The following is a 26,549-nucleotide window of genomic DNA, read 5'->3' as shown; positions in this document are numbered from 1 at the left end:
ACTCGAGGTCAGCCCAGGATCACTTGACGATCTTGGTGACGCGACCGGCGCCGACGGTGCGGCCACCCTCGCGGATGTTGAACTTCAGGCCCTCCTCCATGGCGATCGGCTGGATGAGCTCGACCTTCATGTCGGTGTTGTCGCCGGGCATGACCATCTCGGTGCCCTCGGGCAGGGAGACGACGCCGGTGACGTCGGTGGTCCGGAAGTAGAACTGCGGACGGTAGGAGTCGTAGAACGGCGTGTGACGGCCGCCCTCCTCCTTCGACAGGATGTAGACCTGCGCCTCGAACTCGGTGTGCGGGGTGATCGAGCCCGGCTTGCAGATGACCTGCCCGCGCTCGACGTCCTCGCGCTTGGTGCCACGCAGGAGCAGACCGACGTTCTCACCGGCGCGACCCTCGTCGAGCAGCTTGCGGAACATCTCGATGCCCGTGACGGTCGTGGTCGTCTTCTCCTCGCGGATACCGACGATCTCGACCTCCTCGTTGACGTTGAGGATGCCGCGCTCGATACGACCGGTGACGACGGTGCCACGACCGGTGATCGTGAAGACGTCCTCGACCGGCATCATGAACGGCTTGTCGAGGTCACGCTCCGGCTCGGGGATGTACTCGTCGACGGCCGTCATGAGCTCCATGATCGACTCGCCCCACTTGGCGTCGCCCTCGAGCGCCTTGAGCGCCGAGACCTTGACGACCGGGACGTCGTCGCCCGGGAACTCGTAGGAGGACAGCAGCTCGCGGACCTCCATCTCGACGAGCTCCATGATCTCCTCGTCGTCGACCATGTCGGCCTTGTTGAGGGCCACGACGATGTAGGGGACGCCGACCTGGCGGGCCAGGAGGACGTGCTCCTTCGTCTGCGGCATGGGGCCGTCGGTGGCGGCGACGACGAGGATCGCACCGTCCATCTGCGCCGCACCGGTGATCATGTTCTTCACGTAGTCGGCGTGACCCGGGCAGTCGACGTGCGCGTAGTGACGCGACTCCGTCTGGTACTCGATGTGCGCGATCGAGATCGTGATACCGCGCTGCTTCTCCTCGGGGGCCTTGTCGATCGTGTCGAACGCCGAGGCCTCGTTGAGGTCGGGGAGCTTGTCGTGCAGCACGCGGGAGATCGCGGCCGTCAGCGTCGTCTTGCCATGGTCGATGTGACCGATGGTGCCGATGTTGACGTGCGGCTTGCTCCGCTCGAACTTTGCCTTCGCCACTGTGTTGTCCTCCTCAGGACGTCTTCTTGGTTACGCCTTTGCCCGGCAGGGTGGCGTCGTTTGTGGGGTGTGTGTGGTTGGTCCGTGTCGGGATCCCGGTAATGCTACCGGTCACTCGCCTCGGGTCTTCTTGATGATCTCCTCGGCAACCGCCTTGGGGACCTCAGCGTAGGAGTCGAACTCCATGGAGTAGTTGGCCCGGCCCTGGGTCTTCGACCGCAGGTCGCCGACATAGCCGAACATCTCCGACAGCGGGACGAGGCCGGTGACGACCTTGGCTCCGCTAACGTCCTCCATGGACTGGATCTGCCCACGGCGGGAGTTGATGTCGCCGATGACGTCGCCCATGTAGTCCTCGGGCGTACGCACCTCGACCTTCATCATCGGCTCCATGAGCACCGGGTCGGCCTTGCGGGCGGCCTCCTTGAAGGCCATCGAGCCGGCGATCTTGAACGCCATCTCCGAGGAGTCGACGTCGTGGTAGGCACCGTCGATGAGGGTGGCCTTGACACCGACGACCGGGTAGCCGGCGAGCACGCCGTACTGCATGGCGTCCTGGATACCGGCGTCGACGCTCGGGATGTACTCACGCGGGATGCGACCACCGGTGACGGCGTTCTTGAACTCGTAGAGCTCGCCGTCGGTGTCCTCGGACGCCTCGAGCGGCTCGAAGGTGATCTGCACCTTGGCGAACTGACCGGACCCACCGGTCTGCTTCTTGTGCGTGTAGTCGTACTTCTCCACCGCGCGACGGATCGTCTCGCGGTAGGCCACCTGCGGCTTGCCGATGTTGGCCTCGACCTTGAACTCGCGCTTCATCCGGTCGACGAAGACGTCGAGGTGCAGCTCGCCCATGCCGGCGATGATCGTCTGGCCGGTCTCCTCGTCGAGGCTGACCTGGAAGGTCGGGTCCTCGGCGACGAGCTTCTGGATCGCGGTGCCCAGCTTTTCCTGGTCGCCCTTGGTCTTGGGCTCGATGGCCACCTGGATGACCGGGGCCGGGAAGGACATCGACTCGAGGATGACCTGGTCGTTGACGTCGCTCAGGGTGTCACCCGTGGTGGTCTCCTTGAGGCCGATGACGGCGTAGATGTGGCCCGCCATCGCCTCCTCGACCGGGTTCTCCTTGTTGGCGTGCATCTGGAAGAGCTTGCCGAGGCGCTCCTTCTTGCCCTTGGTCGAGTTGACGACCTGGGTGCCCGGCGTGATCTTGCCCGAGTAGACCCGGATGAAGGTCAGCGTGCCGAAGAAGGGGTGCGCGGCGATCTTGAAGGCCAGCGCGGAGAAGGGCTCGTCGACGCTGGGCTTGCGCAGGACGACCTTCTCCTCGTCGCCCGGGGCGTGGCCCTCCATGGCCGCGACGTCGAGCGGGCTGGGCAGGTAGTCACGGACCGCGTCGAGGACGGGCTGGACACCACGGTTCTTGAAGGCCGAGCCGCAGAAGATCGGGTAGAGCTCGGAGTTGACCGTCAGCTTGCGCACGCCGGCCTTGATCTCCTCGACCGTCAGGTCCTCGCCACCGAGGTACTTCTCCATGAGCTCGTCGTCGGACTCGGCGACGCGCTCGACGAGGTGGTTGCGGTACTCCTCGGCCTTGGCCTGCAGGTCCTCCGGGATCTCGCGGGTCTCGTAGGAGGCACCCAGGGTGACGTCACCCTTGGCGTCGCCGGGCCACACGAGGGCCTTCATGTGCACGAGGTCGACGACACCGATGAAGTCGTTCTCGGCGCCGATCGGCAGCTGCATGACGAGCGGCTCCGCACCGAGGCGGTCCTTGATGGTGTCGACGGTGAAGTAGAAGTCCGCGCCGAGCTTGTCCATCTTGTTGACGAAGGCGATGCGGGGGACGTCGTACTTGTCCGCCTGGCGCCACACGGTCTCGGACTGGGGCTCGACGCCCTCCTTGCCGTCGAAGACCGCGACCGCACCGTCGAGGACGCGCAGCGAGCGCTCGACCTCGACCGTGAAGTCGACGTGACCCGGGGTGTCGATGATGTTGATCTGGGTGTCGTCCCAGAAGGAGGTGACCGCGGCGGACGTGATCGTGATGCCGCGCTCCTTCTCCTGCTCCATCCAGTCAGTGGTGGAGGCGCCGTCGTGCGTCTCGCCCAGCTTGTGGTTGACGCCGGTGTAGAAAAGGATGCGCTCAGTCGTCGTCGTCTTGCCGGCGTCGATGTGCGCCATGATGCCGATGTTGCGGACCTTGGTGAGGTCCGTCAGGACGTCCTGTGCCACTCGTTATCTCATCTCGCTCGTTGCGGTCGTGTCTGCCCGGGAAGGGCGGTGGTGGTCGGGGCCGACGGTTGCCGGCCCCGACCTGCTGTCACCAGCGGTAGTGCGCGAAGGCCTTGTTGGACTCGGCCATCTTGTGCGTGTCCTCGCGACGCTTGACCGCGGCACCGAGGCCGTTGCTCGCGTCGAGGATCTCGTTCATGAGGCGCTCGGTCATCGTCTTCTCGCGACGCTGACGGGCGTAGCCGACGAGCCAGCGCAGCGACAGGGTCGTGGCGCGGCCGGGCTTGACCTCGATCGGGACCTGGTAGGTCGCACCGCCGACGCGGCGGGACTTGACCTCGAGGGAGGGCTTGACGTTGTCGAGCGCGCGCTTGAGCGTCTGGACCGGGTCGGTGCCGGTCTTCTCACGGCAGCCCTCGAGGGCGTCGTAGACGATGGACTCGGCGATGGACTTCTTGCCGTCGAGCAGGATCTTGTTGACCAACTGGGTCACCAGCGGGGACTGGTAGACCGGGTCGACGACGAGGGGGCGCTTCGGAGCAGGACCCTTGCGAGGCATTACTTCTTCTCCTTCTTCGCGCCGTAGCGGCTGCGGGCCTGCTGGCGACCCTTGACACCCTGGGTGTCGAGCGAACCGCGGACGATCTTGTAGCGGACACCGGGCAGGTCCTTCACACGACCACCACGCACGAGCACGATGGAGTGCTCCTGCAGGTTGTGGCCGACACCCGGGATGTACGCGGTGACCTCGATGCCGGACGTGAGGCGCACACGGGCGACCTTGCGCAGGGCAGAGTTCGGCTTCTTGGGGGTGGTCGTGTACACGCGGGTGCACACGCCACGGCGCTGCGGCGACCCCTTGAGGGCCGGGGTGGCGGCCTTGGACGGCTTGTCCTGCCGCCCCTTGCGCACCAGCTGGTTGATGGTAGGCAACCTGTTCTCCGTACGTCGGTGATGTTGTCTGCACCCGCCGGGGCGACCCGGCAGATGCTCCTTGGATGCCGCCGGCGACCCCCGCACTCGGGTGTGTCGCCTGCGGTGCTCTCCCCTGCACTCCCCGTCACGGTCGAAGACCGCTGCTGGGGCGCCCGGCGAGAGGGCGAGGAAGGACCGTCTCCGATCTCCCTCTGCGCGCGTCACGGCACAGCCGAGCCACGCACGCTGATCAACGATACCGGCGCGCCGATGCCCTCACAAATCGTTACCTCAGCCCAGGCGGTCGAAGGCCGGCGCGTACCGGAAGTCACCGGCCATCTGCGGGCGCCAGGCACGCAGCGGCTTGGCCTGGAAGTAGCGGTCCTCCCACTCCCCCGGCGAGCCGATGCCCAGGTCGGAGGCCGGCACGAAGCCGAAGAAGCCGTAGTACTCCGGGTCGCCGAGCAGGACGATCGCCGGCTCGGCGCGCTGGTCCGCGCTGGCGACGACGGCCATCATCAGCGCCGCACCGATCCCCTGGCGCTGGTGGTCGGGACGCACGCCGATCGGCCCGAGGCCGACGCTCGGCTCCCCCGCGAGGCTGCCGCGGCTGCACACGACGTGGCCGACGACCTCGCCGTCGAGCTCGGCGACGAAGGTCAGCTCGTCGATGACCGAGCCGTCGGCCCGCAGCCCGCGCAGGAGCTCTCGCTCGACGGACTCGCTCCGGCCCTCGGGGACGCCGAAGGCGGCGTCGTGCAGGGCCTCGGTGGCCGCGGTGTCGTCCGGCGTCTCGCGCCGGATGATGAGGTCGTCGCGCATCAGTACCTGTCCGTGATCCAGTGGCTGTTGCCGGTGAGGAAGGCCCCGAGGTAGACCCCGGCGACGACGAGGAGCACGACCGACACGATCGTGGCGTCGCTGCGCGAACGTCGGGCGAAGGTCGTGACCGCCGCGCCCGCGAGGACGAGCGCGAGCAGCTTGCTCACCCCACCGGGCTTGAGGAGCAGCACGAGTGCGCCGACCGCCAGGATCGTGCCGAGCGCCCAGCGCGCCGCGGTGGCACGCACCGACATCGGCTGGCTGGAGTCGTGGTCAGGGGCGGGCACGCCCCCATCCTCTCTCATGGACCGCCCCGCCGACGCTCCCCCCGCTCATCGCGCCGGGCGCAGGAGATACACCTGGTTGCCGTCCCGCTCGACGCCATCCATCCGCTCGACGTGCACGCTGGTCCCCGTCAGGGACTGGTCGACGGATCCGCCCCCGGTCATGTAGCCCTTGCCGCAGACGAAGTCCTTGCCGTCGACCCGCAGTGCCCCGCTCACCTCCATGCACAGGACGCCGGTGTCGTCCCCGTTGACGTTCTTGACGACGGCAGAGCCCTCGACGACCCGCGCCCGGGACTCGCTCATCCGCCACCCGACGTACCCCGCCAGCAGAAGCAGCGCGATCGCCCCCAGTCCGGCGAGCACGCGCGTGCCGCCACCTCGCGCTCGACGTGACGTCATCCGATCCCCCCTGGTGTCGATGGGCCGGTACTGACCCGTCGTCGAGGGTACGACGAAGGGGGCCGGTCACCGTGCGGTGACCGGCCCCCTTCGGGCAGTGCTGGGGCAATCAGCCCTTGGCCGCGGCCTTGAGGGCGCTGCCGGCGGTGAGCTTGGCGGCGTAGCCACCGGGGATGGTCATCTCCTCACCCGTCTGCGGGTTGCGGCCCTTGCGCTCGGCGCGCTCGACGCGCTCGAGGCTGAAGAAGCCGGGGACGGTGACCTTCTCGCCCTTGGCGACGGAGTCGGACAGGACCGCCTGGAGGGCGGTGATGACCTCGGACGCCGCGGAAGCGGACACGCCAGCCTTCTCGGCGACGGCGCTGGCGAGCTCGGACTTGTTCATAGTGGGATCTCCATCCTTGAAGTTCGTAGATCGAACAGGGACCAATCAACCACGAATCCCCGGCCGCCGTCGACTTGCCGGTCGGCGTGTTTCCCTTGATTTTCCGGCGATCTTCGCCCCTGAGCCCTCCCTGACCACATCCGTCACGTCCGTCGCCGGACGACGAAGGGGGTCGCCTCCCTCGCGGGAAGCGACCCCCTTCCTTCGAGACGCTTGCAGAGCAAGCTCCTCAGGAAACGGTGAGTGCGGCGACTCAGACGTCCAGGTCCAGGTCGTCGAGGCGGATCGCCTCGCCGGAGCCGGGACCGAAGACCGGGTAGGCGTACTCGTCGTAGTTGGGCAGCGAGTACATCGCGGCCTTGGCCTCCTCGGTGGGCTCGACGTCCACGTTGCGGTAGCGGGGCAGACCCGTACCGGCGGGGATGAGCTTTCCGAGGATGACGTTCTCCTTCAGGCCCAGCAGCGGATCGGAACGACCCTCCATCGCGGCCTCGGTGAGGACACGAGTCGTCTCCTGGAAGGAGGCGGCGGACAGCCAGGAGTCCGTGGCGAGCGAGGCCTTGGTGATGCCCATGAGCTCGGGACGACCCGAGGCCGGACGACCGCCCTCGGCGACGACACGGCGGTTTTCCGACTCGAAGCGCGCCCGCTCGGCGAGCATGCCCGGCAGGAGGTTGGCGTCACCCGACTCGAGGATGGTGATCCGGCGCAGCATCTGCCGGACGATGACCTCGATGTGCTTGTCGTGGATCGACACACCCTGCTGGCGGTAGACCTTCTGCACCTCGTCGACGAGGTGCTTCTGGGCGTGGCGCGGGCCGAGGATGCGCAGGACCTGCTTGGGGTCGATGGCGCCCTGGACGAGCTGGGTGCCGACGGCGACCCGCTCGCCGTCCTCGACGAGCAGGCGCGAACGCTTGCTCACCGGGTAGGCGTGCTCCTCGCCGTCGCGGTCCGCGACGAGCAGGATGCGACGGCCCTTGTCGGTCTCCTCGATGGTGATCCGACCGTCGGCCTCGGCGATCGGGGCGACACCCTTGGGGGTACGCGCCTCGAAGAGCTCGACGACTCGCGGCAGACCCTGCGTGATGTCGTCACCGGCCACACCACCGGTGTGGAAGGTCCGCATCGTCAGCTGGGTACCGGGCTCACCGATCGACTGGGCCGCGATGATGCCGACGGCCTCGCCGATGTCGACGAGCTGGCCGGTGGCCAGGCTGCGGCCGTAGCACTTGGCGCAAGTGCCCACCTTGGACTCGCAGGTGAGGACCGAGCGGATCTTCACCTCGTCGACGCCGGCCTTGTAGAGCTTGTCGATGACGACGTCGCCCAGGTCGGAGCCGGCCTCGGCCAGGACGGTGCCCTCGTGCTCGACGTCGGTCGCGACGCAGCGCGCGTAGACGGTGAACTCGACGTCGTCGTGCTTGCGACGGGTGCCCGTGAGCTCGTCGAACTGCGCGATCGGCATCGTCAGGCCGCGCTCGGTCCCGCAGTCGTCCTCGCGGATGATGACGTCCTGGGAGACGTCGACGAGACGACGGGTCAGGTAACCCGAGTCGGCGGTACGAAGGGCGGTGTCGGCCAGACCCTTGCGCGCACCGTGCGTCGAGATGAAGAACTCGACGACGGACAGACCCTCACGGAAGTTCGTGCGGATCGGGCGCGGGATGATCTCACCCTTGGGGTTGGCCATGAGGCCACGCATACCGGCGATCTGGCGCAGCTGGAACCAGTTACCACGAGCACCCGAGTTGACCATCCGGAAGATGGGGTTGTCCTTCGGGAAGTTGCTCTGCATCTCGGCAGAGACCTCGTTGGTCGCCTGGGTCCAGATCTCGATCTGCTCCTGACGACGCTCGTCGTCGGTGATCAGACCGCGCTCGTACTGCTTCTGGACCTTGGTCGCCTTCTCCTCGTAGGTCGCGAGGATCTCGGGCTTGCGCGGCGGCGTGACGACGTCGGAGACGGCAACCGTCGTGCCCGAGCGGGAGGCCCAGTGGTAACCGGCCTCCTTGAGGGCGTCGAGCGATGCCGCGACCTCGACCTTGGTGTAGCGCTCGGCGAGGTCGTTGACGATCGTCGACAGACGCTTGCGGTCGACCGGCTCGTTGACGAAGGGGTAGTTCTCCGGGAGCGTCTCGTTGAAGAGCGCCCGGCCCAGCGTCGTCTCGGCGGTCCACGTCGCGAGCATGCCGCGCTCGTCGAGCTCGGCCCCCTCGGGCAGCTCGTAGCCGATCGGCGGGACGACGTCGGTCAGCCGGACCTTGATCGGGGTGCCGATCTTGATCTCGCCGGCGTCGAATGCCATGCGTGCCTCGGCCGTCGTCGCAAAGGCGCGACGGTGCTCGGTCTCCAGCTCCACCTCGGAGGAGAGGTGGAACAGACCGATGACCATGTCCTGCGTCGGCATGGTGACGGGGCGACCGTCGGCCGGCTTGAGGATGTTGTTGCTCGAGAGCATGAGGATCCGGGCCTCGGCCTGGGCCTCCGCGCTCAGCGGCAGGTGGACGGCCATCTGGTCACCGTCGAAGTCGGCGTTGAAGGCCGTGCAGACGAGCGGGTGGATCTGGATGGCCTTGCCCTCGACGAGCTGCGGCTCGAAGGCCTGGATGCCCAGACGGTGCAGCGTGGGCGCGCGGTTGAGCAGCACGGGGTGCTCGGTGATGACCTCTTCGAGGACGTCCCACACGACGGAGCGCTGACGCTCGACCATGCGCTTGGCCGACTTGATGTTCTGGGCATGGTCGAGGTCGACGAGCCGCTTCATGACGAAGGGCTTGAACAGCTCGAGCGCCATGGCCTTGGGCAGACCGCACTGGTGCAGCTTCAGCTGCGGTCCGACGACGATGACCGAACGGCCGGAGTAGTCGACGCGCTTGCCGAGGAGGTTCTGACGGAAGCGACCCTGCTTGCCCTTGAGCATGTCCGACAGCGACTTCAGCGGGCGGTTGCCCGGGCCGGTGACCGCACGACCGCGACGACCGTTGTCGAAGAGGTTGTCGACGGCCTCCTGCAGCATCCGCTTCTCGTTGTTGACGATGATCTCGGGCGCGCCGAGGTCGAGCAGTCGCTTGAGGCGGTTGTTGCGGTTGATGACGCGGCGGTAGAGGTCGTTGAGGTCGGAGGTGGCGAAGCGGCCACCGTCGAGCTGGACCATCGGGCGCAGGTCCGGCGGGATGACCCGCGTCCAGGACCATGCCAGCCGGCTTGTTGTCGGTGGTGAGGAAGGCGGTGACGACCTTGAGGCGCTTGAGGGCGCGGGTCTTCTTCTGACCCTTGCCGGTGGCGATGATCTCGCGCAGCTTTTCGGCCTCGGCCTCGAGGTCGAAGGTCTCCAGACGCTTCTGGATCGCCGCGGCACCCATGCCGCCCTCGAAGTACAGACCGAAGCGGTCACGCATCTCGCGGTAGAGGACCTCGTCGCCCTCGAGGTCCTGGACCTTGAGGTTCTTGAAGCGGTCCCAGACCTGCGCGAGGCGCTCGACCTGCTGGTCGGCCCGCTTGCGGATCTGGTTCATCTCGCGCTCGGCGGAGTCGCGGACCTTGCGCTTGGCGTCGGACTTGGCGCCCTCGGCCTCGAGCTCGGCGATGTCCTTCTCGAGCTTCTGGGCGCGGGTCTCGACGTCCGCGTCGCGGCGGTTCTCCAGCTCGCGCTTCTCGGCCTCGATCTGCGCCTCGAGCGAGGGCAGGTCGCTGTGCCGCTGGTCCTCGTCGACGCTCGTGATCATGTAGGCGGCGAAGTAGATGACCTTCTCGAGGTCCTTCGGCGCCAGGTCGAGCAGGTAGCCGAGGCGGCTCGGGACACCCTTGAAGTACCAGATGTGGGTGACGGGGGCGGCCAGCTCGATGTGGCCCATCCGCTCACGACGCACGCCGGCGCGGGTGACCTCGACGCCGCAGCGCTCGCAGATGATGCCCTTGAAGCGGACTCGCTTGTACTTGCCGCAGGAGCACTCCCAGTCCCGGGTGGGGCCGAAGATCCGCTCGCAGAACAGGCCCTCCTTCTCGGGCTTGAGGGTGCGGTAGTTGATGGTCTCGGGCTTCTTGACCTCGCCGTGGCTCCAGTTGCGGATGTCCTCCGCGGTGGCCAGGCCGATGCGCAGCTCGTCGAAGAAGTTGACGTCCAGCACTTCGTGCTTCCTTCTCTCGTTGTCGAGGATGACTCGATAAGTTCTGTGGCCCGGTGACGATCACGAAGGGCGACCGTCTGGGCTTCTGGAGGGTGCTCGGGGGACCCGGACCGGGGCGGGCCCGGGTCCCCCGGGCTCTCAGACCTCTTCGACCGAGCTCGGCTCGCGCCGGGACAGGTCGATGCCGAGCTCCTCGGCGGCGCGGAAGACGTCGTCCTCGTTGTCGCGCATCTCGATGGTGCCGCCCTCGGAGTTGAGGACCTCCACGTTGAGGCAGAGGGACTGCATCTCCTTGATGAGCACCTTGAAGGACTCCGGGATCCCCGGCTCGGGGATGTTGTCGCCCTTGACGATGGCCTCGTAGACCTTGACGCGACCGGTCACGTCGTCGGACTTGATGGTGAGCAGCTCCTGGAGCGCGTAGGAGGCGCCGTAGGCCTCGAGGGCCCACACCTCCATCTCGCCGAAGCGCTGGCCACCGAACTGGGCCTTACCACCCAGCGGCTGCTGGGTGATCATCGAGTACGGACCCGTGCTGCGGGCGTGGATCTTGTCGTCCACGAGGTGGTGCAGCTTGAGGATGTACATGTAGCCGACGGACACCGGGTCCGGGTAGGGCTCACCGGTACGGCCGTCGAAGAGGTTGGCCTTGCCGGAGCGGTCGATGAGCCGCACGCCGTCGCGGGTCGGGGTCGTCGAGTCGAGCAGACCGGTGATCTCCTCCTCGCGGGCACCGTCGAAGACGGGGCTGGCGACGCGCGTGTTGGCCGGGGCCTGGCGCGCGTCCTGCGGGATCATCTCGGCCCACTCGGGCTCGCCCTCGATCTGCCAGCCGCGGCTGGCGGCCCAGCCCAGGTGCAGCTCGAGGATCTGACCGATGTTCATGCGGCCGGGGACACCGAGCGGGTTGAGCACGACGTCGACCGGGGTGCCGTCCTCGAGGAAGGGCATGTCCTCGACAGGCAGGATCTTGGAGATGACGCCCTTGTTGCCGTGACGGCCGGCGAGCTTGTCACCGTCGGTGATCTTGCGCTTGTTGGCGACGTAGACGCGCACCAGCTGGTTGACGCCCGGGGGCAGCTCGTCGCCCTCGTCCTTGTCGAAGACCTTGACGCCGATGACCGTGCCGGTCTCGCCGTGCGGGACCTTCATCGAGGTGTCGCGGACCTCGCGCGCCTTCTCGCCGAAGATCGCGCGGAGCAGACGCTCCTCGGGGGTCAGCTCGGTCTCGCCCTTGGGCGTGACCTTGCCGACGAGCAGGTCGCCGTCGCGCACCTCGGCACCGATGCGGATGATGCCGCGCTCGTCGAGGTCCGCGAGGACCTCCTCGGAGACGTTGGGGATGTCGCGGGTGATCTCCTCGGGGCCGAGCTTGGTGTCGCGGGCGTCGACCTCGTGCTCCTCGATGTGGATCGAGGAGAGGACGTCGTCCTGCACCAGACGCTGGCTGAGGATGATGGCGTCCTCGTAGTTGTAGCCCTCCCAGGGCATGAAGGCCACGAGCAGGTTGCGCCCGAGGGCCATCTCGCCACCGTCGGTCGCGGGACCGTCGGCGATCAGCTGGCCGGCTTCGACGCGGTCACCCTCGGAGACCATGACGCGCTGGTTGTAGCTGTTGCCCTGGTTGGACCGGGAGAACTTCATCATCTTGTACGAGCGCGAACCGCCCTCGTCCTGCGTGACGGTCACCAGGTCGGCGGAGACCTCGGTGACGACACCCGCCTTCTCCGCACGGACGACGTCACCCGAGTCGAGCGCCGCACGGTGCTCCATGCCGGTCCCGACGAAGGGGGCCTCGGCCTGGACGAGCGGCACGGCCTGACGCTGCATGTTGGCGCCCATGAGCGCGCGGTTGGCGTCGTCGTGCTCGAGGAAGGGGATCATCGCGGTCGCGGCGGAGACCATCTGGCGCGGCGAGACGTCCATGTAGTCGACGTCCTCGGCCGGGATCTGGTCGACCTCGCCACCCTTGGTGCGGGCGAGGACCCGCTCCTCGGCGAAGGTGCCGTCGTCGAGGAGGACGGCGTTGGCCTGGGCCACGATGACCTTGTCCTCCTCGTCCGCCGAGATGTAGACGATCTCGTCGGTGACCCGACCGGCCTCGACCTTGCGGTACGGGGTCTCGATGAAGCCGAAGGCATTGATCCGGCCGTAGCTGGCCAGCGAGCCGATCAGACCGATGTTGGGACCCTCAGGGGTCTCGATCGGGCACATGCGGCCGTAGTGCGACGGGTGGACGTCACGGACCTCCATCTGCGCGCGGTCACGGGAGATACCGCCCGGGCCCAGCGCGTTGAGGCGACGCTTGTGCGTCAGCCCCGACAGCGGGTTGTTCTGGTCCATGAACTGCGACAGCTGGCTGGTGCCGAAGAACTCCTTGATGGAGGCGACGACCGGCCGGATGTTGATGAGCGTCTGGGGCGTGATCGCCTCGACGTCCTGGGTCGTCATCCGCTCGCGCACGACGCGCTCCATCCGCGACAGGCCGGTGCGGACCTGGTTCTGGATGAGCTCGCCGACGGAGCGCAGACGACGGTTGCCGAAGTGGTCGATGTCGTCGGTCTCGACCGGCACCTCGAAGGGCTCGCCGTCGCGGACACCCGGGAGCGTCGGCTGGTCGGCGTGCAGGGCGACGAGGTACTTGAGCGTCGCGACGATGTCCTCGAGCGTGAGCACCGAGGAGTCGAGGTCGGCCTCGACACCGAGCTTGCGGTTGACCTTGTAGCGGCCGACCTTGGCCAGGTCGTAGCGCTTGGGGTTGAAGTAGAGGTTGTCGAGCAGGTTCTGCGCGGCCTCACGGGTCGGCGGCTCGCCGGGGCGCAGCTTGCGGTAGATGTCGAGCAGCGCGGCGTCCTGGTCCTCGACGGTGTCCTTGTCGAGGGTGGCGCGCATCGACTCGTAGTCGCCGAACTCCTCGAGGATCTCCGCGGAGGTCATGCCCAGGGCCTTGAGCAGGACGGTGACCGACTGCTTGCGCTTGCGGTCGACGCGGACGCCGACCATGTCGCGCTTGTCGACCTCGAACTCGAGCCACGCACCGCGGCTCGGGATGACCTTGGCCGAGTAGACGTCCTTGTCGGAGGTCTTGTCGGGGGTGCGCTCGAAGTAGACGCCCGGGCTGCGCACGAGCTGCGAGACGACGACGCGCTCGGTGCCGTTGATGATGAAGGTGCCGCGCTCGGTCATGAGCGGGAAGTCACCCATGAAGACCGTCTGGCTCTTGATCTCGCCGGTCTCGGCGTTCATGAACTCGGCGGTGACGAAGAGGGGCGCGGAGTAGGTCTGGTCGCGCTCCTTGCAGTCGTCGACGGAGTACTTCGGCTCCTCGAAGCGGCTCTCCCGGAAGGAGAGGCTCATCGAGCCGGAGAAGTCCTCGATCGGGGAGATCTCCTCGAAGATCTCCTCCAGCCCCGGGTGCTCGGGGACGTCACGTCGACCGGCGTCGAGAGCGTCGGCGAGACGCTCCTGCCACTTCTCGTTGCCCAGGAGCCAGTCGAAGCTCTCCGTCTGGAGGGCCAGGAGGTCGGGGACCTCGAGGGGCTCGCGGATCTTTGCGAAGGACAGACGGCCACTGGCCGTCCGTGCGGTGGACATCGGGGAAGCGGTGCGCGAGGCAGCCAAGGATGGATCCTTCCACGGGCCTTGAGAGTCGGGCGGTGCCACCGGGCCCAGATCGCGTCCCGGCGGGCTCTCGACACCCTCGGGAACGAGGGGGTGTGAGCGGTCCGACCGGGGTCACGACAGGAACAAGGCAGCGCAAAGCGACAGCGTAGTCCACAAACACACAAGTGTCCAACCCGGTCGAGCCGACGGCTCGACGGTGGTCCACGGCGCCTCTCCCGCAGACGCGGTGGGGCCGGATCAATCGACGCCATGAGGATGGACGACGGCAACCGCCACGTCAAGGCACGTCCCCGGCGGGTCGCGAGCCGGTGCCCCGACCTGGCCGGCGGGATCCCCCCTTCGGCCCGGGCCCTAGGGTGGGGCCATGAATGCGCGCTCGATCCGCCGACGCCGACGCCGGCTCGAGGTGCGACGTGCGGTCCGGCGCACGGCCGGCGCCGTCGTCGCGACCCAGCTGCTCACTGCCGCAGGCCTGCTCGTCTTCGACAGCCAGCGCCGCAAGGACCGTCCGGACAAGGAGTTCCCGCACCAGCAGGGCGGTCCGGTGCCCGTCCCCGGCGGCGACGTGCGCATCTACACCTTCGGCGAGCACCTCTTCGAGGACATGCTCGCCGACATCGACGCGGCGCAGGAGCGCATCTACTTCGAGACCTACATCTGGAAGGACGACGCCATCGGGCAGCGCTTCCGGGACGCGCTCGTCGCGGCCCACGAGCGCGGCGTGCGCGTCTTCGTCGTCTACGACACCTTCGCCAACCTCGTCGTCCCGCGCCGCTTCTTCCAGTCGCTGCCCGAGGGCATCCACGTCAAGCGCCACCCGCTCGTCACCGGGGGCCTGAACTTCTTCCACCCCAGCCACTGGGGACGCAACCACCGCAAGCTCCTCGTCGTCGACGAGACGGCCGCCTACCTCGGCGGCTACAACATCGGCCAGGACTACGCCAACCGCTGGCGCGACACCCACGCCCGCTATGCCGGCGACATGGTCGTCGAGCTCGAAAATGCCTTCGTCGACTACTGGAACATCTACGACGGCAGCCCCGCGCTCCCCCAGCCGAGCCGCCGCACGTGGAGCCGCGACATGCGCATCCACCGCAACCTGCCGGCCGACATGGTCTACCCGATCCGCAACATGTACCTCGAGGCGATCGACCGGGCGAGCGAGCGGGTGTGGCTGACGACCGCCTACCTCATCCCCGACGACGCCTTCATCCGCAGCCTCGTCAACGCCGCCGAGCGCGGGGTCGACGTGCGCGTCATCGTGCCGCACTTCAGCAACCACATCGTCGCCGACTGGCTCAGCCGCGTCGCCTACGAGCGGCTGCTGCGCGGCGGGGTGCGCCTGCTGCGCTTCGAGAATGCCATGGTGCACGCCAAGACGGCGACGATCGACGGGCTGTGGTCGACCATCGGCACCGCCAACATCGACCGGTTGAGCCTCGCGGGCAACTACGAGGTCAACATGGAGATCCTCGACGCCGACGTCGCCGCCCGGATGGAGGAGATCTTCACCCTCGACTCGGGCAACACCACCGAGCTGACCCTCGAGGAGTGGACCCGTCGCCCGCTCATCAGCCGGGTCACCGAGGGCATCCTCTCCCCCTGGCGCCCGCTGCTCTGACGAGGCACACGCCGAAGGGCGGGTCGCACCAGGTGGTACGACCCGCCCTTCGGCAGATCAGTGCTCGTCAGTGACGAGCCGAGATCACTTGAGCTCGACGGTGGCGCCGGCGCCCTCGAGGGCCTCCTTGGCCTTCTCCGCGGCGTCCTTGTCGACCTTCTCGAGGACGGGCTTGGGGGCGCCGTCGACGAGGTCCTTGGCCTCCTTGAGGCCGAGGCTCGTGAGCGCGCGGACCTCCTTGATGACCTGGATCTTCTTGTCGCCGGCCGCGGCGAGGATGACGTCGAACTCGTCCTGCTCGGCGGCGGCGTCGCCACCGGCGTCGCCACCGGCGGCCGGGGCGGCACCCGCGACGGCAACCGGGGCCGCGGCGGTGACCTCGAAGGTCTCCTCGAACTGCTTCACGAACTCGGAGAGCTCGATGAGGGTCATCTCCTTGAAGGCCTCAAGGAGCTCGTCGGTGCTGAGCTTCGCCATGATGGGCGTCCTTTCTGATCAAACGTGTGTGCCGAAAGTGGCGGGGTCGTGCAGTGGCCGTGAGGCGGGTGCCTCAGGCCTCGTCGCCACCCTCGGGGGTGGTCTCGGTGGAGGCGTCGGCCTCGGCGGCCGGCTCCTCGGTGTCCGCAGCGGGGGCGTCGGTCGCGACCGGGCCCTGCTCCTCGACCTTCGCGCGCAGCGCGTCGACGACGCGAGCCGTCTGCGCGAGCGGCGCGTTGAAGAGGTACGCGGCCTGGGTGAGCTGGGCCTTCATGGCGCCAGCCAGCTTGCCCAGGAGAACCTCGCGGGACTCGAGCTTCGCGAGCTTGTCGATCTCCTCCGGCGTGAGCGGGTTCCCGTCGAGGATTCCGCCCTTGATCACCAGGAGAGGGTTGTCCTTGGCGAAGTCACGCAGACCCTTGGCAGCCTCGACGGGGTCGCCCTCGACGAAGGCGATCGCGTTGGGGCCGACGAGCTGGCCCTCGAAGGCGGACTCGACGCCCGCCTCCTTGGCAGCGCGCTCGGTCAGCGTGTTCTTCACCACGGAGTAGGTGGCGTTGCCACGAAGCTTGCTGCGCAGCTCGCCGAGCTGCGCCACGGTCAGACCGCGGTACTCCGTGATCACGGCCGCGCTGGAGCTGCGGAACTTCTCCGCGAGCTCGGCGATGGCGGCGTCCTTCTGGGGGTTCGCCATGCGGGCCTCCTTCTCGTGTGGTGCCACCGGGGCCCGGAACGAGAAAAGGAGCCCCGGCGCAGGCACGGGACTCCGGCACGCACGTCACGAGGACGGGTGCGAATCAAGTGGCCTGCGCGGGTCGCCCGCTCTCGCGGAACCTTGGGTCACGATCACGTGGATCACGACAACCGGCGGTCAATGGTCGGGAGCAACAGTACGGCAGGTGGACCGGTGGGGACAAATCGTCGCCGGCGCAGCCTGGCGGACATGACGAAGGGGGTCGCACCCGGGCGGGTGCGACCCCCTTCGAGGTCACGCGAGGGCGTGGGTCACTCCGCGGCGGGGACCTCGTCGGCCGCCACCGGGGCGGTCTCCTCGAGGAGGTTCTTGACCCGCGAGGAGTCCAGGACGATGCCCGGTCCCATGGTCGTGCTCAGCACGGCCTTGGTGATGTAGCGGCCCTTGGAGGCGGACGGCTTGAGACGCAGGATCTCCTCGAGCGCCGTCTGGTAGTTCTCCACGAGCTGCTTCTCGTCGAAGCTCGCCTTGCCGATGATGAAGTGCAGGTTGGCGTGCTTGTCGTTGCGGAACTCGATCTTGCCGCCCTTGATGTCGGCAACGGCCTTGGCCGTGTCCATCGTGACGGTGCCGGTCTTGGGGTTGGGCATGAGACCACGGGGGCCCAGGACCTTGCCGAGACGGCCGACCTTGCCCATGAGGTCCGGGGTGGCGACGACGGCGTCGAAGTCCATCCAGCCGCCCTGGACCTTCTCGAGCATGTCGTCGGACCCGACGAAGTCGGCGCCGGCCTCACGGGCGGCGTCGGCCTTGTCGCCATTGGCGAAGACGAGGACGCGGGCGGTCTTGCCCGTGCCGTGCGGGAGGTTGACCGTGCCGCGGACCATCTGGTCGGCCTTGCGGGGGTCGATGCCGAGACGGAAGACGACCTCGACGGTCTCGTCGAAGCTCTTCTTCGCGCCCTCCTGGGCGAGGCGGACGGCCTCGAGGGGGGCGTAGGCGAGATCGCGGTCGACCTTGTCCGCCGCGGCGCGGTAGCTCTTGCTGCGCTTCATGGGTACTCCTTGGGTGGTGGTGGAGGTGTGGTGCGGGCCAGCGCAGGCCCTCCCACGGGTCGGGCTCAGATGCCCGGGGTCTCGATGCCCATCTGACGCGCGGTGCCGGCGATGATCTTCATCGCGGCGTCGATGTCGTTGGCGTTGAGGTCGGGCATCTTGGTCTCGGCGATCTCGCGCACCTGGTCCTTGGTCAGCGAGGCGACCTTGACCTTGTGCGGCTCACCGGAGGCCTTCTTGACGCCCGCGGCCTTCTTGATCAGCTCGGCGGCCGGCGGGGTCTTGGTGATGAAGGTGAAGGAGCGGTCTTCGTAGACCGTGATCTCGACCGGGACGACGTTGCCGCGCTGGTCCGCCGTGGCGTCGTTGTACGCCTTGACGAACTCCATGATGTTGACGCCGTGCTGACCCAGCGCCGGACCGACCGGCGGGGCGGGGGTGGCGGCACCAGCCTGGATCTGCAGCTTGATGTAGCCGGAGACCTTCTTCTTGGGGGGCATGCGATGTTCCTACTTCCGTGTTGTGGGCCGACGCCGTGGGCGATGACCCGGTTGCAGATGCGCCGCCAGTCGGCGACGCGGCTTCTCAGAGCTTGGCGACCTGGTGGAAGCCGAGCTCGACCGGGGTCTCCCGGCCGAAGATGGAGACGAGGACCTTGAGCTTCTGGCTCTCGGGGAGGATCTCGGAGATCGTCGCCGGCATGGTCTCGAAGGGCCCGTCCATGACGGTGACCGACTCGCCGACCTCGAAGTCGACGTCCACCGGGGCGGCGGGGGCGGACAGGCCGTCCTGCGTCGGGGCGGCCCCGGCGGCCGCCGGGGCGGCGGCCTTCTCGAGGTCCGCGGGCTTGATCATCGTGAAGACCTCGTCGAGGCTCAGCGGCACCGGGTCGTGCGCATTGCCCACGAAGCCCGTGACACCCGGCGTGTGCCGCACGGCGCCCCAGGACTCGTCGGTGAGGTCCATGCGCACGAGGACGTAGCCGGGCATGCGCGGCTGCTTGCGCACCTTCTTCTGACCGGACTTGATCTCGGTGACCTCGTCGATGGTGACGGCCACCTCGAAGATGTAGTCCTCCATGTCGAGGTTGGCGACACGGGTCTCGAGGTTGTGCTTGACCCGGTTTTCGTAGCCCGCGTAGGTGTGGATGACGTACCAGTCGCCGAACTTGCCGGCGAGCTCGTCCTTGAAGGCCTGGACCGGGTCGGCGCTGTCCTCGGGGAGCACGTCACCGTCGGCGTCGCTCTCGCGGGCCTGCGGCTCGGCGGGGGCCTCGTCGGCCTCCTCCGCAGCGGCCTCCTCGAGGGCCTCGTCGGCGGCGCGGGCGTCGTCGGCCTCCTGTGCCGAAGGGAGGTCCGCCGGCGGCTGCGCAGCGTGCTCGGCCTGCTCGGCGGCGATGACGCTCGAGGTGCCCTCGGTGTCCTGGGACTCGGGGGTCGGGGCCTGCTCGGACATGACCTGTTTCCTCACTTCAGCTTCGTACGTCGGCGCGGGAGCGCGCCCGGTCTGCGGGTGTGGTGCGGCGGCGTCAGCCGCCGAACACCCAGAGCACTGCCCGGGTGAACGCCGCGTCCAGGCCCGAGACGATGAGCATCATCACGGAGACGAAGACGATGACCACGAGCGTGTAGTTGATCAGCTCGGACCGGGTCGGCCGGACGACCTTGCGGAGCTCGTCGAGCACCTGGGCAAGGAAAAGGCCGATGGAGCCGAAGAAGCGAGAGATCGGGTTGCCGCCCTTCGGCTCGCGCCGCGCCTTGGTCGGCTGCGCTCCGAGCTGGCTCACGTCGTCTCTTCTCCGTCGGGGTCTCACCTGGCTGCGCAACGGGTGTCGTGCAACGCAGGGCAGGAGGGACTCGAACCCCCAACCGCCGGTTTTGGAGACCGGTGCTCTACCAATTGAGCCACTGCCCTTCGGAAGGTCGCGTTGGGGGCGGCCTCCCGTGGCCGTCTCGGACCGTCTCCCCCGATGTGCGGGCACGCCGGAGAGTCTGGTCCAAGTCAACCGAGGGATCACTGTACGTCACGGAGGCACCGCACCGCGAACCCACGCGAGGTGGAAGACTGACGGCGTGACTTCGACGCCCGACGCTCGCCCCCTGTCCGACCTCTCCGCGCAGGAGCTGCACGCCCTCGCGCAGACCCAGCGCGAGGCCCACGCCGCGCAGGCCGCCAAGGGCACCAAGCTCGACGTGACGCGCGGCAAGCCCAGCTCCGCACAGCTCGACCTCGCTGACCCGATGCTCTCCCTCCCTTCGGCCACCACGGACCGCGCCGGCACCGACGTGCGCAACTACGGCGGCCTCACCGGGCTGGCCGAGCTGCGCGAGATCTTCGCCGAGCTGCTCTGGGTCGAGCCCGAGCAGATCGTCGCCGGCGGCAACTCCTCGCTGACGATGATGCGCGACGTGCTCGTCGACCTGCTCCTCTTCGGGGCCATCGACTCCCCGCGCCCCTGGGCCAAGGAGGACAAGGTCACCTTCATCTGCCCGGTGCCCGGCTACGACCGCCACTTCGCGCTCCTCGAGGACCTCGGCATCGAGATGGTCACCGTGCCGATGACCGACGAGGGCCCCGACGTCGAGGAGGTCGCCCGCATCGCCGGCTCCGACCCGTCGGTCAAGGGCATCTGGATCGTCCCGACCTACGCCAACCCGACCGGTGCGGTCGTCAGCCACGAGGTGGCCAGCCGGCTGGCGGGCATGGAGACCGCGGCGCCCGACTTCAAGATCTTCTGGGACAACGCCTACGCGGTGCACCACCTCACCGAGGACGAGGCCAAGAGCGCCGACGTCATCACGCTGGCCTCGGGCGCGGGCCACCCGCACCGCGCGGTGATGTTCGCCTCGACCTCCAAGATCACCTGGGCCGGCGCGGGCGTGGCCTTCCTCGCCTCCTCGGTCGAGCAGGTCGCCTGGTACCTCGAGCACCTCGGCAAGGGGTCGATCGGCCCGGACAAGATCAACCAGCTGCGCCACGTCGAGTTCTTCGGCGACGCCGACGGGGTGCGGGCGCACATGCGCAAGCACGCCAAGATCATTGCGCCGAAGTTCGCCGAGGTCGACCGCGTCCTCACCGAGCGGCTCGGCGGTCGCGGCGTCGCGACGTGGAACCGCCCGACGGGCGGCTACTTCGTCAACCTCGACGTCCTGCCCGGCACCGCCTCGCGGGTCGTCGCGCTGGCCAAGGAGGCCGGGCTCTCCCTCACTCCTGCGGGGGCGTCCTTCCCCCACGGCACCGACCCGCAGGACACCAACATCCGCCTCGCCCCGACGATGCCTCCGATGTCGGAGCTCACCGAGGCGATGGAGACGGTCGCGACCTGCGTCCTGCTCGCAGCCGCGGAGCACCTGGAGACCACCAAGGAGTGATGATGAGCGAACGCGAGGACCTCGACACCGACCTGACGAGCTACAGCCTCGACGACGAGGACCAGCTGCAGCCGGGCGACAGCCTCATGGGCACCGGCGCCGGAGACGAGGACGCGCTCGACGCGGGCTACTCCCCGCCCGACTCGGCCCGCGGCTCCTACGCCCACGGCGTCACCGCGGCGGAGCAGCGCGAGGGCGAGAGCATCGACCAGCGGCTCAAGCAGGAGGATCCCGACACCCGGTGGGGTGACCCGGACGAGCCCGGGCGTCGCGGCGACGACCGCGTGGGCGGCGACGACCCGGACTCGATCGCTGCCGAGGACGACTGGATCGGCGACCAGGAGGTCGGTGACGCCCGCGCCGGACGACTCGTCAGTCCCGACGAGGGCAGCCACGCCGACGTCGACGACCAGGCCTGGGGACGCGACGTCGGGGTCGACGGCGGCGCCGCCTCGGCCGAGGAGGCCGCCGTGCACGTCATCGACGGCCGGGCCGAGGAGGAGGAGGACTGACCTCCTCGACCCGCGACCTGCGGGCCCTGCCCAAAGCCCACCTGCACCTGCACTTCACCGGCTCGATGCGGGTGGAGACCGTCCGGGACATGGCGGCCGCGCAAGGTCTGCGGTTGCCCGACTCCCTTCGCTCGGCCTATCCCCCACGACTGTCCGCGGCCGACGAACGGGGGTGGTTCCGCTTCCAGCGGCTCTACGATGCGGCCCGCCACTGCGTGCGCGGCGAGGCCCAGATGCGCCGGATCGTGCGCGAGGCGGCCCTCGACGACGGCGCCGAGGGCTCGCGCTGGCTCGAGATCCAGGTCGACCCGACGTCGTACGCCCCCTTCGTCGGTGGCATCACCCCCGCGATGGAGGTGGTCCTCGACGAGGCCCGCTCCGTCAACGCCACGGCGGACGAGACGGGGTCGGCGCGGGTCGGCGTCGTCATGGCGGCCAGCCGCATCCGCCACCCCCTCGAGGCGCGCACCCTGGCCCGGCTCGCGGCCCGGCTGGCCGACCGAGGGCCAGAGGGGGTCCTCGGCTTCGGCCTGTCCAACGACGAGCGCCGCGGGTCCACCCCCGACTTCGCCCCGGCCTTCCGCATCGCCGAGCGGGCCGGGCTGATGCTGGTGCCGCACTCGGGCGAGCTGCTCGGCCCGGACGCCATCGCCGAGACCCTCACGAGCCTGCGCCCGCAGCGGCTCGGGCACGGCGTGCGCAGCACCGAGGATCCTCGCGTGCTCGAGGCGCTCGTCGCCGCCGATGTGGCCCTGGAGGTCTGCCCCGGGTCCAATGTCGCTCTCGGGGTCTACCGCGAGGAGCACGACGTGCCGCTGCGCACGGTGCTCGACGCCGGCGCCACGGTCGCGCTCGGCGCCGACGACCCGCTGCTCTTCGACTCGCGCCTCCTCGCGCAGTACGAGACCGCCCGGTCGGTGCACGGCCTCGACGACGCGCAGCTCGCCGAGCTGGCGCGCGGCTCCTTCCGCGCGAGCCGCGCCCCGCGTGAGGTCGTCGACTCCGCGATGGCCGACATCGACGAGTGGCTGGCGACTCCCCCTTCGTCCTGAGCCAGCCGGGCCCTGACGAAGGGAGATCTGCCGAAGATCCTGCGGCGTTCGACGCGCACGACGCGTGATCTTCTGCCAAGATCGCCGGTGCCGCGGCTCGATCCCCGGCCCGCGGTCACCAAGGGAGGAAATGCACATGGCTTCACGCATGCGACCGCGCGGCGCTCGACTGGCGGCTGCTGCCGCCGTCGTCGGCCTCGGCGTCATCGGCGCCCAGTCGGCCACCGGAGCGACCCAGGACGAGCCGGTCTCGACCCCGGTCCCGATCTCGACCCCTGAGGGTCAGATCTCCAGCTACGTCATCAACACCAAGATCGTCAGCCCCGGTCAGGTGCGCAAGGTCGAGCGTGCGGTCCAGTCCGCCGGCGGGGTCGTCGTGCAGTCCTGGCCGCAGATCGGCGTCGTCGTGGCCCACTCGACCAAGGCCGACTTCCGCACCGCCGTGGCCTCCGCGGCCGGCAGTGCGGTCGAGTCGGTCGGCCCGACCCGGTCGGTCGCCGTCAGCGAGGGCACCCCGGCGGGCGCCCAGGCCCCGTGGGGCCCGGGCAAGGGCCAGCTGAAGAAGGCCCTGACGAAGAAGGGCGACGTCTCCGAGGGCACCGCCGCCACGAGCACCGACCCGCGCGAGGGCGAGCAGTGGGACATGCAGATGATCAACGTGCCGCAGGCGCACGAGATCACCACCGGCTCCCCTGACGTCACCGTCGGCGTCCTCGACTCGGGCATCGACCCCGACCACCCGGACCTGGCCAACCAGATCGATCGCGCCAACTCGGTCGGCTGCACCGACGCGGGCCGCCCGGCGACCGGCGAGTCCGCCTGGGCCCCGACGACGAGCGACCACGGCACCCACGTCGCCGGCACGATCGGCGCCGAGCGCAACGGCGTCGGCATCGTCGGCATCGCCCCGGGGGCGAAGATGGCCTCGGTCAAGGTCGTCAACGACGACGGGTTCATCTACCCCGAGTACGCGGTCTGCGGCTTCATGGAGGCCGGCCTCAAGGGCATGGACGTGACCAACAACAGCTACTACGTCGACCCCTTCGAGTTCTGGTGCGGCGACCAGCCCGAGCAGGCCCCGGCCCTGGAGGCTGTGCGTCGCGCGGTCGACTGGTCGACGGAGCAGGGCACCGTCCACGCGGCGGCCGCCGGCAACAGCGCCTACGACCTGTCGAACAAGACGACGAACGCCTCGAGCCCCAACGACGGGACCTCGGTCGAGCGCATGATCAACAGCTCGTGCAAGGACATCCCGACCGAGCTCGACGGGGTCGTCACCGTCTCGTCGATCGACCGCCAGGGCAAGCTGTCCTCCTTCTCCAACCGCGGTCTCGGCTCGATCGACGTCGCCGCTCCCGGCAGCTCGATCCTCTCGACGATCGTCCGGGACAACGGGTGGGGCCTCAAGAGCGGCACCTCGATGGCCTCGCCGCACGTCGCCGGTGTCCTGGCCCTGATGAAGTCGGCCCACCCGACGTGGGGCCCGGAGAAGATGATCAGCGAGCTGCGGGCCCAGGCCACCGACACCCCGTGCTCGAGCACCACGCGAGGCGCCGAGTGCGTCGGCACCCCGCAGGAGAACTCCTACTACGGCGACGGCATCGTCGACGCCTACGCGGCCGTTCGCTGACCCACGCACCGACGCACGACGAGGGCCCACGGTCGACCCGACCGTGGGCCCTCGCCCGTGCCCGACCACTCGGGCGGGCGGCTACAGCTCGTGCCCGACGAAGACCGGTTCGTTGACCAAGGTGACGCCGAAGGCCTCGCGCACCCCGTCACGCACCTCGCGGGCGAGCGCGGCCACGTCGGCAGCGGTGGCCGTGCCTCGGTTGGTGATGGCCAGGGTGTGCTTGGTCGACAGGGCCGCCGGCCCGGGCATGTGGTGCCCCTTGCCGAAGCCCGCCTTGTCGATGAGCCAGGCGGCGCTGGTCTTGGCCCGCCCCTCCCCGGCCGGGAAGACCGGCGGGACCGGACCGTCCGCGCCGAGCCGAGCGACCGCGCGCTCGACGAGCGCGTCCATCTCGCCCGTCGTGAGGATCGGGTTGGTGAAGAAGGAGCCGCAGCTCCACGTGTCGTGATCGGTCTCGTCGAGGACCATGCCGCGGTTGCCGCGCTGCACGAGCACGGCGTCGCGGGCCGCCGCGAGCGGCACCCGCTCCCCCTGCTCGACCCCGAGCTCGCGCGCCAGGTCGGCGTAGGCGACCGGCGCGGAGAGCCCACCGAGACCGAGGCGGAAGGTCACCTCGAGGACGACGTAGCGCCCGGTCTGCTTGAAGACCGAGTGCCGGTAGGTGAAGTCGCACGCCGCGTTGTCGAACCCGACCTCGCGGCCCTCGTGGCGGTCCCAGGCGAGGACCCGCACGATCGTCTGGGCGACCTCCTGACCGTAGGCGCCGACATTTTGCACCGGGGTGGCACCGGCGAGACCGGGGATGCCGGAGAGCGCCTCGATCCCCGACCAGCCCTCGGCAACGGCCCGGGCCACGACCTCGTCCCAGACCTCACCGGCGGCGACGGTGACCTCGACCGCCTCGCGGTCGGGCGTCGGGGTGACGTCGACTCCCTTCGTCATGATGCGCACGACGGTGCCGCGGAAGCCCTCGTCGGCGATGACGAGGTTGGACCCGCCGGACAGCAGGAGGAGAGGGGTACCCGCGTCGTCGGCGGACCGCACCGCGTCGACGACCTCGGCCGAGGTCGTCGCGGTGACGAGGGTGTCGGCGGGGCCGCCGACACGCATCGTCGTGTGCGGCGCCAGGGCGGCGCCGTGCTCGCTCGTCGCCATCAGTCGAGCTGTGCGACGGCTCGGCAGCGGCCGAGGACCTTGTCGTCGCCGCAGGTCACGGTGAGCTCGACGGTGACCTGCCGGGTCTGCGCGTCGAGCGACCGCACCGCGCCGGACACCTCGATGGCCGCGCCCCCGTCGTGGGGGACGACGACCGGCTTGGTGAAGCGGGTGCCGTAGTCGACGACGCGGCCGGCGTCGCCGACCCAGTCGGTGACGACCTGGACCGCGGCACCCATGGTCCACATGCCGTGCGCGATGACGTCGGGCAGGCCGACGGCCTGCGCGGTGCGCTCGTCCCAGTGGATGACGTTGCGGTCGCCGGAGGCTCCGGCGTAGTGCACGAGGGTGGCCCTCGTGACCGGGATGGTGCGGCTGGGGAGGGCCTCGCCCTCGCTCACCTGCGAGAACTCGCGCACGGCCATGGTCACTCTCCTCCTCGCACGACGATCGTCGACAGGCTCGTCGCGACCGGCTCGTCGTGGGCGTCGATGATCTCGCTGCGCATCGTCACCATCTGGTGGCCGCCGGCGGCGCGGATCGCGTCGATGTGCAGCACGCCGCGCAGCTCGTCGCCCGCGACGATCGGTCGGTGGTGGGTGAAGCGTTGCTCGCCGTGGACGACGCGCGTGTAGTCGACGCCGGCCTCGGGGTCGGCGACGAACTGGCGGTCGGTGCGCTGCCCGGGGATGACGGCGAAGGTCGGCGGGGCGACGAGGTCGGCGTAGCCGGCGGCCCGCGCGGCCTCGACGTCGGTGTGGATCGGGTCGGTCGCACCGACGGCCGCGGCGAAGTCGCGGATGTGCTCACGCCCCACGTCGAAGGGGGGTGTGGGCTCGTAGCTGCGCCCCTGGAAGTCCTCGTTCACGGCCATGCGGTCAGTCTAGGCGGGCACCTCGTGCACGACGACGCGGCCGCTCGAGCAGGTGCTCGGGCGGCCGCGTCGGGAAGCGTGCAGGTGCTGCTGGG

Annotated in this window: 23 protein-coding genes, 1 tRNA gene and 1 pseudogene; 5 read left to right on the top strand and 20 right to left on the bottom strand. The window is 69.0% G+C overall.

The window, feature by feature from the left end; genetic code table 11:
* Positions 1-19: 19 nt before the first annotated feature.
* The 10 genes and pseudogenes from tuf to rpoB all read right to left on the bottom strand — a co-directional run bounded on the left by tuf (position 20) and on the right by rpoB (position 14,007).
* Positions 20-1,213 (bottom strand): elongation factor Tu, encoded by a 1,194-nt coding sequence (gene tuf / locus H7A72_RS02815; protein ID WP_185221564.1) that lies wholly within the window; start codon positions 1,211-1,213, stop codon positions 20-22.
* A gap of 111 nt (positions 1,214-1,324) precedes the next feature.
* Positions 1,325-3,448, bottom strand: coding sequence for an elongation factor G (fusA, locus tag H7A72_RS02810; RefSeq protein ID WP_185221563.1), 2,124 nt, complete (start codon positions 3,446-3,448; stop codon positions 1,325-1,327).
* 88 nt (positions 3,449-3,536) lie between these two features.
* Positions 3,537-4,007 (bottom strand): 30S ribosomal protein S7, encoded by a 471-nt coding sequence (rpsG, locus tag H7A72_RS02805; protein WP_072623757.1) that lies wholly within the window; start codon positions 4,005-4,007, stop codon positions 3,537-3,539.
* Complete coding sequence (rpsL, locus tag H7A72_RS02800; protein WP_007930014.1) at positions 4,007-4,381, bottom strand: 30S ribosomal protein S12; 375 nt, start codon at positions 4,379-4,381, stop codon at positions 4,007-4,009. The genes rpsG and rpsL overlap by 1 nt, the downstream gene beginning before the upstream one ends.
* A gap of 273 nt (positions 4,382-4,654) precedes the next feature.
* On the bottom strand, positions 4,655-5,185 hold the full coding sequence (locus H7A72_RS02795; protein WP_185221562.1) for a GNAT family N-acetyltransferase: 531 nt from the start codon (positions 5,183-5,185) through the stop codon (positions 4,655-4,657).
* Complete coding sequence (locus tag H7A72_RS02790; protein ID WP_072623755.1) at positions 5,185-5,472, bottom strand: hypothetical protein; 288 nt, start codon at positions 5,470-5,472, stop codon at positions 5,185-5,187. Before H7A72_RS02790 ends, H7A72_RS02795 begins: the two co-directional genes overlap by 1 nt.
* A 45-nt stretch (positions 5,473-5,517) precedes the next feature.
* Positions 5,518-5,871, bottom strand: coding sequence for a hypothetical protein (locus H7A72_RS02785; protein WP_185221561.1), 354 nt, complete (start codon positions 5,869-5,871; stop codon positions 5,518-5,520).
* Between the two features lie 109 nt (positions 5,872-5,980).
* A complete protein-coding gene (locus tag H7A72_RS02780; protein ID WP_072623754.1) occupies positions 5,981-6,256 on the bottom strand; it encodes an HU family DNA-binding protein in 276 nt (91 codons plus the stop codon).
* Between the two features lie 253 nt (positions 6,257-6,509).
* Positions 6,510-10,386 (bottom strand): annotated as a pseudogene (locus tag H7A72_RS02775) (DNA-directed RNA polymerase subunit beta').
* A gap of 138 nt (positions 10,387-10,524) precedes the next feature.
* Complete coding sequence (rpoB, locus tag H7A72_RS02770) at positions 10,525-14,007, bottom strand: DNA-directed RNA polymerase subunit beta (RefSeq protein WP_185221560.1); 3,483 nt, start codon at positions 14,005-14,007, stop codon at positions 10,525-10,527.
* A gap of 367 nt (positions 14,008-14,374) precedes the next feature.
* On the opposite strand from rpoB, the gene H7A72_RS02765 reads away from it, so the two are divergent.
* Positions 14,375-15,631 carry a phosphatidylserine/phosphatidylglycerophosphate/cardiolipin synthase family protein gene (locus H7A72_RS02765; RefSeq protein ID WP_185221559.1) on the top strand — a complete coding sequence of 419 codons (1,257 nt, stop codon included), beginning with the start codon at positions 14,375-14,377 and terminating at the stop codon, positions 15,629-15,631.
* Between the two features lie 84 nt (positions 15,632-15,715).
* On the opposite strand, the gene rplL is transcribed toward H7A72_RS02765, so the two are convergent.
* The 7 genes from rplL to H7A72_RS02730 all read right to left on the bottom strand — a co-directional run bounded on the left by rplL (position 15,716) and on the right by H7A72_RS02730 (position 19,771).
* The gene (gene rplL, locus H7A72_RS02760; protein WP_007929164.1) at positions 15,716-16,108 is read right to left on the bottom strand and encodes a 50S ribosomal protein L7/L12; all 393 of its coding nucleotides are present in this window, start codon (positions 16,106-16,108) and stop codon (positions 15,716-15,718) included.
* A 73-nt stretch (positions 16,109-16,181) separates the two neighbouring features.
* A complete protein-coding gene (gene rplJ, locus H7A72_RS02755) occupies positions 16,182-16,802 on the bottom strand; it encodes a 50S ribosomal protein L10 (RefSeq protein ID WP_185221558.1) in 621 nt (206 codons plus the stop codon).
* Between the two features lie 311 nt (positions 16,803-17,113).
* Entirely contained in the window at positions 17,114-17,857 is a 744-nt protein-coding gene (rplA, locus tag H7A72_RS02750; RefSeq protein WP_185221557.1) for a 50S ribosomal protein L1, read from the bottom strand.
* A 65-nt stretch (positions 17,858-17,922) separates the two neighbouring features.
* Positions 17,923-18,357, bottom strand: coding sequence for a 50S ribosomal protein L11 (gene rplK / locus H7A72_RS02745; protein ID WP_084450009.1), 435 nt, complete (start codon positions 18,355-18,357; stop codon positions 17,923-17,925).
* Positions 18,358-18,442: 85 nt separating this feature from the next.
* Positions 18,443-19,312 (bottom strand): transcription termination/antitermination protein NusG, encoded by an 870-nt coding sequence (gene nusG / locus H7A72_RS02740; RefSeq protein ID WP_185221556.1) that lies wholly within the window; start codon positions 19,310-19,312, stop codon positions 18,443-18,445.
* 73 nt (positions 19,313-19,385) lie between these two features.
* Complete coding sequence (gene secE / locus H7A72_RS02735) at positions 19,386-19,643, bottom strand: preprotein translocase subunit SecE (RefSeq protein ID WP_072623745.1); 258 nt, start codon at positions 19,641-19,643, stop codon at positions 19,386-19,388.
* A gap of 55 nt (positions 19,644-19,698) precedes the next feature.
* Positions 19,699-19,771: transfer RNA gene (locus tag H7A72_RS02730), tRNA-Trp, on the bottom strand.
* 158 nt (positions 19,772-19,929) lie between these two features.
* Between H7A72_RS02730 and H7A72_RS02725 the strand changes: the two genes are divergently transcribed.
* The 4 genes from H7A72_RS02725 (at position 19,930) to H7A72_RS02710 (ending at position 24,422) form a co-directional block, all read left to right on the top strand.
* Positions 19,930-21,228 (top strand): aminotransferase class I/II-fold pyridoxal phosphate-dependent enzyme, encoded by a 1,299-nt coding sequence (locus H7A72_RS02725; protein ID WP_185221555.1) that lies wholly within the window; start codon positions 19,930-19,932, stop codon positions 21,226-21,228.
* Positions 21,229-21,230: 2 nt separating this feature from the next.
* Entirely contained in the window at positions 21,231-21,740 is a 510-nt protein-coding gene (locus tag H7A72_RS02720) for a DUF5709 domain-containing protein (RefSeq protein WP_185221554.1), read from the top strand.
* Complete coding sequence (locus H7A72_RS02715; protein WP_255494293.1) at positions 21,737-22,792, top strand: adenosine deaminase; 1,056 nt, start codon at positions 21,737-21,739, stop codon at positions 22,790-22,792. The genes H7A72_RS02720 and H7A72_RS02715 overlap by 4 nt, the downstream gene beginning before the upstream one ends.
* A 136-nt stretch (positions 22,793-22,928) precedes the next feature.
* Positions 22,929-24,422, top strand: coding sequence for a S8 family serine peptidase (locus H7A72_RS02710; protein ID WP_223277753.1), 1,494 nt, complete (start codon positions 22,929-22,931; stop codon positions 24,420-24,422).
* An 81-nt stretch (positions 24,423-24,503) separates the two neighbouring features.
* Here H7A72_RS02710 and H7A72_RS02705 read toward each other — a convergent pair whose 3' ends face one another.
* The 3 genes from H7A72_RS02705 to H7A72_RS02695 are packed head-to-tail and all read right to left on the bottom strand — an operon-like array spanning position 24,504 to position 26,454.
* A complete protein-coding gene (locus H7A72_RS02705; RefSeq protein WP_185221553.1) occupies positions 24,504-25,580 on the bottom strand; it encodes a UDP-N-acetylmuramate dehydrogenase in 1,077 nt (358 codons plus the stop codon).
* Positions 25,580-26,005 (bottom strand): MaoC family dehydratase, encoded by a 426-nt coding sequence (locus H7A72_RS02700; RefSeq protein WP_185221552.1) that lies wholly within the window; start codon positions 26,003-26,005, stop codon positions 25,580-25,582. Before H7A72_RS02700 ends, H7A72_RS02705 begins: the two co-directional genes overlap by 1 nt.
* 2 nt (positions 26,006-26,007) lie before the next feature.
* On the bottom strand, positions 26,008-26,454 hold the full coding sequence (locus H7A72_RS02695) for a MaoC family dehydratase N-terminal domain-containing protein (RefSeq protein WP_084450002.1): 447 nt from the start codon (positions 26,452-26,454) through the stop codon (positions 26,008-26,010).
* Between the last annotated feature and the right edge of the window lie 95 nt (positions 26,455-26,549).

Source organism: Janibacter sp. YB324 (assembly GCF_014217915.1).
Classification (GTDB): Bacteria; Actinomycetota; Actinomycetes; order Actinomycetales; family Dermatophilaceae; genus Janibacter; species Janibacter indicus.
This window is presented reverse-complemented; position numbering and strand designations above follow the sequence as displayed.

Bases quoted from the DNA above. Each gene is read 5' to 3' on its own strand.
- rpsG (WP_072623757.1), bottom strand. From the start codon at position 4,007: ATGCCTCGCAAGGGTCCTGCTCCGAAGCGCCCCCTCGTCGTCGACCCG.
- H7A72_RS02795 (WP_185221562.1), bottom strand. From the start codon at position 5,185: ATGCGCGACGACCTCATCATCCGGCGCGAGACGCCGGACGACACCGCG.
- H7A72_RS02785 (WP_185221561.1), bottom strand. From the start codon at position 5,871: ATGACGTCACGTCGAGCGCGAGGTGGCGGCACGCGCGTGCTCGCCGGA.
- H7A72_RS02780 (WP_072623754.1), bottom strand. From the start codon at position 6,256: ATGAACAAGTCCGAGCTCGCCAGCGCCGTCGCCGAGAAGGCTGGCGTG.
- H7A72_RS02765 (WP_185221559.1), top strand. From the start codon at position 14,375: ATGAATGCGCGCTCGATCCGCCGACGCCGACGCCGGCTCGAGGTGCGA.
- rplL (WP_007929164.1), bottom strand. From the start codon at position 16,108: ATGGCGAAGCTCAGCACCGACGAGCTCCTTGAGGCCTTCAAGGAGATG.
- rplJ (WP_185221558.1), bottom strand. From the start codon at position 16,802: ATGGCGAACCCCCAGAAGGACGCCGCCATCGCCGAGCTCGCGGAGAAG.
- rplA (WP_185221557.1), bottom strand. From the start codon at position 17,857: ATGAAGCGCAGCAAGAGCTACCGCGCCGCGGCGGACAAGGTCGACCGC.
- rplK (WP_084450009.1), bottom strand. From the start codon at position 18,357: ATGCCCCCCAAGAAGAAGGTCTCCGGCTACATCAAGCTGCAGATCCAG.
- nusG (WP_185221556.1), bottom strand. From the start codon at position 19,312: ATGTCCGAGCAGGCCCCGACCCCCGAGTCCCAGGACACCGAGGGCACC.
- H7A72_RS02720 (WP_185221554.1), top strand. From the start codon at position 21,231: ATGAGCGAACGCGAGGACCTCGACACCGACCTGACGAGCTACAGCCTC.
- H7A72_RS02710 (WP_223277753.1), top strand. From the start codon at position 22,929: ATGGCTTCACGCATGCGACCGCGCGGCGCTCGACTGGCGGCTGCTGCC.
- H7A72_RS02705 (WP_185221553.1), bottom strand. From the start codon at position 25,580: ATGGCGACGAGCGAGCACGGCGCCGCCCTGGCGCCGCACACGACGATG.
- H7A72_RS02700 (WP_185221552.1), bottom strand. From the start codon at position 26,005: ATGGCCGTGCGCGAGTTCTCGCAGGTGAGCGAGGGCGAGGCCCTCCCC.
- H7A72_RS02695 (WP_084450002.1), bottom strand. From the start codon at position 26,454: ATGGCCGTGAACGAGGACTTCCAGGGGCGCAGCTACGAGCCCACACCC.